This is a genomic window from Microcystis sp. M53603_WE2, assembly GCF_030065435.1.
Window position 1 is genome coordinate 1 of sequence record NZ_JASJFF010001228.1, and the last position, 7,150, is coordinate 7,150.

Genomic DNA, 7,150 nt, shown 5'->3' on the forward strand with positions numbered 1-7,150 from the left:
GAGAATTTGAAAATAAAGAAGAACTGGAAAAAGTAGTCAATCAGCTTTTAAATGAAGGGGGATTGATTATTAAATGGAGTAGAAAACTTAAAAATAAGGGTAATGCTGTCAATGTAACTTAAATGCGTAAAAGCTTAATAAACCTGTTACCCCTAGCCAAGCTGCTGAACCTGCTGGTGGCATCGTCTATGCCATTGGCACCTTGGGCTATGACTTCGGCACCGAAGCCCGTCGGGACACATTTAAACAACTGATGCCGACAGCGGTAATTGGTGGTATTGAAGTTCCCTCTAATCCCTACGATGCCCGTCAGATGGTGGATTACCTAGCTGACCACCTCTCGGAGGCTAAATCCTTAATTTGGACCCTGAACCTGGAACTTACGCCAATTTACGCCATTGAACCCCTTGGCTCTTTTTCCCGCGAAGTTTATGCCGCTTTACAGGAACTTCTTTCGGGACAAGTGCAAGCAGAAGACAGCCCCGAATATATCCAGCGTGTCAGTATTCCGGGACGGATTACTGGGCGGACAGTACGCCTGTTCTCAGGGCAAGTTGTTCCCGTCATTGAACCGGATAGCCCCCGGGGAATTTATGGTTGGCACATCAATACTTTAGTCAGTGCGGCAATTGAAGCTGTTGGTGCAGAACAAACAGAAGCCCAAGAAAGCCAAATGCGCCGCACTTTGAGTAGTTTCCTCAACCGCATCTACTACGATTTACGCAATTTAGGGCAAACTTCCCAAGACCGCGCCCTCAATTTTGCTGCGACCAACGCTTTCCAAGCAGCGCAAACTTTTTCTGAGGCTGTGGGTGCGGGGATGGAACTCGATAGTATTAATGTTTCTAAGAGTCCTTTCTGTCGGCTGGATAGCGATTGTTGGGACGTACAGTTAAAATTCTTCGACCCGGAAAATAGCCGCCGCGCTCGTAAAGTCTTCCGTTTTACCATTGATGTCAGTGATTTAATTCCTGTCACCTTGGGCGAAGTTCGTTCCTGGTCTTCTCCTAATTAGTCCTTTCCCCTGCGCTGACTTCTGACTTCAAGTACGGGCGAAGCATTCCGATAGGAAATCTAAGGTTTCAGCGATAGGTTATGCCCGAAGGCTTCGCCCCTACCCCCATTATTTACCCCAAAACAACCGTGAGACTTCCCAAACAATCTGCTCCCGTCAAACGACCCCATTTCATTCATCCCCATGAATGCGTCGATATTATTCATGGAGATGGCGAAGATTTAGTATCTATCTTAGTTAAGTTAGTTCATGGAGCCAACTACAACGATCCAGCACAATTTCAATATCCTCATTATGGCTATCTGAAAATGTCCTCTTTTGGCGGTTTTCGTTATTAGTCAAGGGTGGAGAATATACTCGTGATTAATCTGTCAGCAAAAAGCAATCTGCTCTGATAGATAATGACAGCATAAGCAACACTCAAACCCCAAATTCACCTACTCACCGATCACTCCAATTTTATGACGGCAATTCCTGTTGATTTAGTCATTGTCATTGATACCAGTGTCTCCGTTAAAGCGGAGGCCGAAGGATTGAGTCAGGCGGCGGAAACGGCGATCGCTAATGCCCGCTCCCACTGCCCCTCAGACCTGCGAGTGATTTGGCTGGGGATCGAAGGAACCTGGAAAAACACCCAATTTGAGCGCACAGTTCGAGACTATCTAACCAAAACCTGTGCCATTCCCGAATCGGCCTTAAAAAGCCGAAAAAAAGGTGAACTCCCATCGGGAGGAGCCCAGGAAGATGCGGCCCGGGTGATGCAAGATCTGGCCACTCATTTTGATTGGCGGTCTGGGGCGAAAAGGGCGATTTTTTACCTAGGAGATGAAGCCTTAGATGCAGGCGGGGACAAAACCCTTGCCAAGGATATTGAAGCCGCTAACCAGGCGATTCAAGGAGCTAAAACGGCACAAGTGATCATTCATAAGCTAAACGGCTTTTACTTCGGATCACCGATATAGACTCCAAAAGGGTTATAGCTGTTGGATCATGCAGGTTAAGCGCCGTTTAGCTTACCTATTGTGGTCAATCCAAAAGTCGCTATCGTCACACGATTGAAGCTGAATATGCTCGCGTCGCCCAAGAAACTGGCGGTCAATCTTTCACCGCGGAAGGTTCTCTCAGGGATTTTGCCACGGTTCTCGAACAAATCATTTGTGGGAGTCAATCTCCTCCTCAAATCCTCTTAAACGAACCGCAGAAAACTGATACGCCAACAACTGCTTTAGCAACTGACGGCGATCCACAACCTGTATTACAACAAACTCATGGAGAGCATCAAACTATGTCTAAATCCAAAGATTCTACAGAATCAGCAGCCGCTGCCGCGAATGTTACTCAACCCACCCCGGAACAACCGAAGATTGAGCAACCAGAAACAACTGAACCTAAAACTAAATACATTCCCGCCACTGGTTTAGAAGATTACGGACGCTGGAAAACCATGTTCAAAGATCGCAAGGCGAATCCCAATGATCCGCCTTTTCGCCGCGGTCGCATCTGGTGTTAAACTTTGTCCATTTTTCCCGCAAAACTTTGTCTATTTTTACCGCAAACAAATTGTTTAAAGTTGACAATAGTTAACAGAAAACTCTTGACAAGGATCGTGTAAATCTTTCAGTGTTATCGACAACTACCTTTGGAGTAACTTACGATGAAAACCCCAAAACTGACCCCTCGCATTACCGCCCCGGTTCAACGAGACAATATGAGTACCGTTCCTAGTGATGGTAATGTGATTACCCCTGCTACCTTCTGTGATTTAGCCACCAAGCAATGTTATCCCTTTGCGGGTGACGACGCAGTGTAATTTGTTCTTCCTGGCATTAGTCATTAGGTAGGCAGTCTTTTTTTACATGAATTGTTCGCGCTTGCCTACCTGACAAAACGACTACTCTTCAGGTTCTATCCCCAAGGCCCTTAACTGTTCCGCTAGGCGATCGGCTCGTTGTCGTTCCTGTTCGGCTCGTTGTCGTTCCTGTTCGGCTCGTTGTCGTTCCTGTTGAGTAGATTCCTGGGAAGTTAACAACAAGTTACCTTCCCCATCCCACCAGCGAAGCCAGGGAAAGGATTGATTTTGGTATTCCCCCTGCCAAATTCCTAACTCTACCTTTAAAGGAACAATGGGATAATGACCGCGCTGATTAGGAGTCATTTTTTGGTAACGACCATTAACTAACTGGTACATCTCGATCTGGGCCTTGTTAACTTCATAAATTCCATAAAAAGGAATTTGAATCGCTCGCTCATAGATCCAAAATTTACCCTTGACAGGCGTTTTATCCCGTTCTTCTTCACCATTACCAGAGACAAATTCTAAGGCAATAACCGGTTCAATGGTTTCTTTCCACATCACAAAAGAACGCCGGACTTGACCATCAATCGTTGTGGGGACATGGGGAACATAAAACCAATCGGGAGCAACAGCACCTTTTTCTAGGGATTCTGGATGCTCTGGCAATCGCCAATAAATCCCACAATCTCGACCCAGACAGTAATTACCGTCAGGATGTAATTGCTCTAAAAGGGGTGTAATAGTATCCGTTAAAAGGTCTGCTTGGGGAGGCTCTTGATAGTTTTTCACAAAACTTCCATCTTTATCCGGGAGTTGGGTGTGGTCGGGTAAAGGGGAATCGCAATACACCGTGGTCGAAGGTTCCTGAATTGTGGTTGCGGGTTGTGCCGTTGGGGTGATTGCACTCATCTTTAATTCCCCTATTTTTGTTATCTAGCTTTTATTCTATAACTGTTCTTGAAAACCTGCAAAAACTATGCCTGATCTCAATGCTATCCCCGGAATGACTGCTCTTCGCTCCCATACCAAAGGCGATCCCCGCATCAAAATTGCCGTTCTTGATGGACCGATTGACTTAGATCGCGCCTGTTTCCAAGGAGCAAATATTACCCGCCTTGATCCCTATTGGTCGGAAGAATTTCCCATCGATCCCCAACACTTACAAGCCTTTTTAGATATAGAAAAAAGTGACAAAAGTGATGAAGAAAAAGAGTATCTGTTCAAAGAAGCTATCCCTGATGAAAACATCCTCCACAGTTTGCATTTGCGCTTCCATGCTAACCATATTATCAGCACCATTTGTGGCCAGCCAGATTCACCCGTAGAAGGGATTGCTCCTCAGGCTACTGTAATTAATATTCCCATCGCCTATAGCAACGAAGATTTTATTAATCCTCTCAATCTTTCTCGCGCAATTAGTACCGCTATTGAACAGGGAGTTAATATTATCCATTGTGCCGCTTGTCACCCAACTCAAAGCGGATTAGCGCACGAATTTATTGATAAAGCAATTCGTCAAGCTCAAGCTAATAATATCCTGGTGATTGCCCCCGGAGGTAATGATAAAGGAGAGTGTTGGTGCGTTCCTGCGGTATTAGAAAATGTCCTGACAGTAGGAGCAATGAAAGATACAGGCGAGCCATTTAAATTTAGTAATTTTGGTGGTAAATATGCAACTCAAGGGATTCTCGCTCCAGGAGAGAATATTTTAGGCGCTCAACCCGGAACCGATGACCCCATCCGCAAAAAAGGCACTAGCTGCGCCGCTCCCATTGTGACAGGAACAGCCGCTTTATTAATGAGTTTACAATTAGAACAGGGGTTATCTCCCGATGCAGAAGCAGTAAGAGTCGCCTTGATTAATAGTGCCATCCCCTGCGATCCTAATGAAGTAGAAGAACCAGAACGCTGTTTATTAGGAAAAATCAATATTGCGGGTGCTTATGAACTGCTGACGGGAGAGAAATTACAAACTGTTGAAGCGGATAACAATTTGTCGAATAATATCATAAAATCGGCGGTAATTCCGATGACAGTGACAACCTCGGTTATCCCATCTAATACAACCGAGATGGCAACTCAGGGAATAACTATAACCACCCCAACAGCAGCGACAATAGAACTGGTGATCACTCCTAGCAATGCTTCAGAAAATGTTTCCTCAACCGGATTAATACAAAATAATCAAACAAATAAAAATATTGTCTTTAATAGTGTCGTTCCTAGTCAACGTTCAAACCTCGTTTATGTGTTAGGAACTTTAGGCTATGATTTCGGCACAGAAGCGCGTCGGGACACCTTTAAACAATTAATGCCAACCATCACGATCGATAATCTTGAATTACCATCCAATCCCTACGATGCGCGGCAAATGGTAGATTATTTAGAAAGTAATTTATCAGAAACTAAGTCTTTAATTTGGACAGTCAATTTAGAACTAACTCCCATCTATGCAATTAAACCCGTGGGAGCTTTTGCCGCCGAGATTTATCAAGTCATGCAATATATGTTAGCGGGTCAAATATTACCAGAATCTGACGAAGATTATGTTGAAAGGGTGAGTATTCCGGGTATGCTTACAGAGGAAACCGTGAAACTTTTTTCGGGTCAAATTGTTCCCGTCATCAAGGTTAATAGTCCCCGGGGAATGTATGGCTGGAAAATTAATACTTTGATTGAATCAGCCATAGAAACTGTTCGCACAGAACATGAAATCGCCGATGAAGTAAGGATGCGGCGTTCTCTAACCAGTTTCTTAAATCGCATTTATTATGACTTACGCAACGTCGGACAAATCGCCCGCGATCGCGCCTTAAATTTTGCCGCTACTAACGCCTTTCAAGCGGTACAAACCTTCTCCCAAGCAGTAGCAATGGGAATGGAATTACACAGTATTGAAGTGGAAAAAAGCCCCTTCTGTCGCTACGGAAGTGAATGTTGGGATGTGAAATTAAAATTCTTCGATCCCGAAAATGGTCTGCGGGCCAAACGAGTTTTTCGCTTTACCATTGATGTCAGCGATCGCAACCCTGTAACCTTAGGAGAAGTGCGTTCTTGGGCTGTTTCTAAGTGAGGTTTTAGCTTAGGATCAACTTACCAATATTGAAAAAAGCAATAAGCGATCGCTCTTAACTGTGCTGGAAATTTGTCAAGATTAAATTTAACAAACTTAACATCTGAGTCAGATGAACGTAGGTTGGGTTGAAGCATGAAACCCAACGCCTGCTCATGTTACGCTACCGCTAACCCATCCTACAAATAATTGTGCCTCCCTACTTAAATTTAACAAACTTAACATCTGAGTCAGCAGCGAGAGTGTAAGTCGGGATTAGCAATTCTCGCTGGCACTAGCGATCGCTGTTGTCCCGAGAGCAGCGGGAGTAATTGCCCGAATTTTTAGCCCACAGAGACGAGGTATTTTTTGAGCATTCATTGCGAAATTTGTCAAATTATTTAAGAAATGTGAAGGAGCGCAAAGGAAAATTAAAAGAAGGGAAGATATAGATGTTGGGGAGAATACTAAGTGCTAATCTAGGGTTATCCCATCTATTCCGAGGTTAACCGTCCCACAGGAGAAACAATCACCGGATTCCCTTGCCGGCGGCGAAAATCGGTTTCTTTAAATAAAAGTTAACAGAACTTCGCACTTCTGTTAAGAAAAGGTTTACAGAAACTTGTTAGAATAGAGGTAGATAAATCCAGTTGCAAATAGGCGCTCGACCCGATGAATTTTCCGCGCGATCCGACAAAAAAAAGAGAACGAGAACACCGACAATATCTAGACTGTGACCTCTAATTGACTTTCACTCAACAGCGCAAACGAGCAGTTTTTTGAGGATTAAATTCCTAGCATCAACACCCCTTAAAAATAGTTGATGTGGGCAGTCCATAGCAAAATTTTTAGATGGAGTAGTGAGTATGAAGCTATTGATTCAGGGCAATAATATCGCTGTCACCGAACCTATTCATGATTATGTGGAACAAAAGCTGGAGAAAGCGGTGAAACATTTTAACGGCATAACCACAAAAGTCGATGTTCACCTCTCCGTGGAAAAGAATGCGCGCATTCCCGATCGCCACAAGGCAGAAGTAACGGTTTATGCTAATGGAACAGTGATTCGCGCTCAAGAAGGAAGCGAAAATTTGTACGCAAGTATTGATTTAGTTTCTGATAAAATCGCTCGTCAACTCCGCAAGTATAAAGAAAGACTGGTGGATCATCGCACCCACGCTACCGTTAAAACTAGCGAGGTGGTGCAAGAGAAACCCTTAGATGATAACCTAATTGGCGATCGCACTCCCGAATTACCTGCGGAAGTAGTGCGGATGAAATACTTTGC

The 7,150-nt window shown here is 44.3% G+C and carries 7 protein-coding genes and 2 pseudogenes; 8 read left to right on the forward strand and 1 reads right to left on the reverse strand.

Going from position 1 to position 7,150, the window contains the following annotated elements:
* The 6 genes and pseudogenes from PX481_RS25645 to PX481_RS25670 all read left to right on the forward strand — a co-directional run.
* Positions 1–122, forward strand: a pseudogene (locus PX481_RS25645) (IS630 family transposase); the annotation flags it as partial.
* Between the two features lie 23 nt (positions 123–145).
* Positions 146–1,015: pseudogene (locus PX481_RS25650) on the forward strand (PatA/PatG family cyanobactin maturation protease); the annotation flags it as partial.
* Between the two features lie 80 nt (positions 1,016–1,095).
* Entirely contained in the window at positions 1,096–1,353 is a 258-nt protein-coding gene (locus PX481_RS25655; protein ID WP_002762745.1) for a cyanobactin biosynthesis system PatB/AcyB/McaB family protein, read from the forward strand.
* Between the two features lie 123 nt (positions 1,354–1,476).
* Complete coding sequence (locus tag PX481_RS25660) at positions 1,477–1,977, forward strand: hypothetical protein (RefSeq protein WP_002762747.1); 501 nt, start codon at positions 1,477–1,479, stop codon at positions 1,975–1,977.
* A gap of 323 nt (positions 1,978–2,300) precedes the next feature.
* Entirely contained in the window at positions 2,301–2,525 is a 225-nt protein-coding gene (locus PX481_RS25665; RefSeq protein WP_002762749.1) for a cyanobactin biosynthesis PatC/TenC/TruC family protein, read from the forward strand.
* A 144-nt stretch (positions 2,526–2,669) separates the two neighbouring features.
* Positions 2,670–2,825, forward strand: coding sequence for an anacyclamide/piricyclamide family prenylated cyclic peptide (locus tag PX481_RS25670; RefSeq protein ID WP_002762751.1), 156 nt, complete (start codon positions 2,670–2,672; stop codon positions 2,823–2,825).
* Positions 2,826–2,906: 81 nt separating this feature from the next.
* Here PX481_RS25670 and PX481_RS25675 read toward each other — a convergent pair whose 3' ends face one another.
* Positions 2,907–3,719, reverse strand: coding sequence for a Uma2 family endonuclease (locus PX481_RS25675; protein ID WP_288096772.1), 813 nt, complete (start codon positions 3,717–3,719; stop codon positions 2,907–2,909).
* A gap of 67 nt (positions 3,720–3,786) precedes the next feature.
* Between PX481_RS25675 and PX481_RS25680 the strand changes: the two genes are divergently transcribed.
* Both PX481_RS25680 and hpf read left to right on the forward strand, forming a co-directional pair.
* Positions 3,787–5,883, forward strand: a complete 2,097-nt coding sequence (locus tag PX481_RS25680; protein ID WP_288096775.1) for a S8 family peptidase — start codon at positions 3,787–3,789, stop codon at positions 5,881–5,883.
* 845 nt (positions 5,884–6,728) lie between these two features.
* Positions 6,729–7,150, forward strand: a 422-nt coding sequence (hpf, locus tag PX481_RS25685) for a ribosome hibernation-promoting factor, HPF/YfiA family (RefSeq protein ID WP_288096777.1), incomplete at its 3' end; no start/stop codon positions are given.

Bases quoted from the DNA above. Each gene is read 5' to 3' on its own strand.
- PX481_RS25655 (WP_002762745.1), top strand. From the start codon at position 1,096: ATGCCCGAAGGCTTCGCCCCTACCCCCATTATTTACCCCAAAACAACC.
- PX481_RS25660 (WP_002762747.1), top strand. From the start codon at position 1,477: ATGACGGCAATTCCTGTTGATTTAGTCATTGTCATTGATACCAGTGTC.
- PX481_RS25665 (WP_002762749.1), top strand. From the start codon at position 2,301: ATGTCTAAATCCAAAGATTCTACAGAATCAGCAGCCGCTGCCGCGAAT.
- PX481_RS25670 (WP_002762751.1), top strand. From the start codon at position 2,670: ATGAAAACCCCAAAACTGACCCCTCGCATTACCGCCCCGGTTCAACGA.
- PX481_RS25675 (WP_288096772.1), bottom strand. From the start codon at position 3,719: ATGAGTGCAATCACCCCAACGGCACAACCCGCAACCACAATTCAGGAA.
- PX481_RS25680 (WP_288096775.1), top strand. From the start codon at position 3,787: ATGCCTGATCTCAATGCTATCCCCGGAATGACTGCTCTTCGCTCCCAT.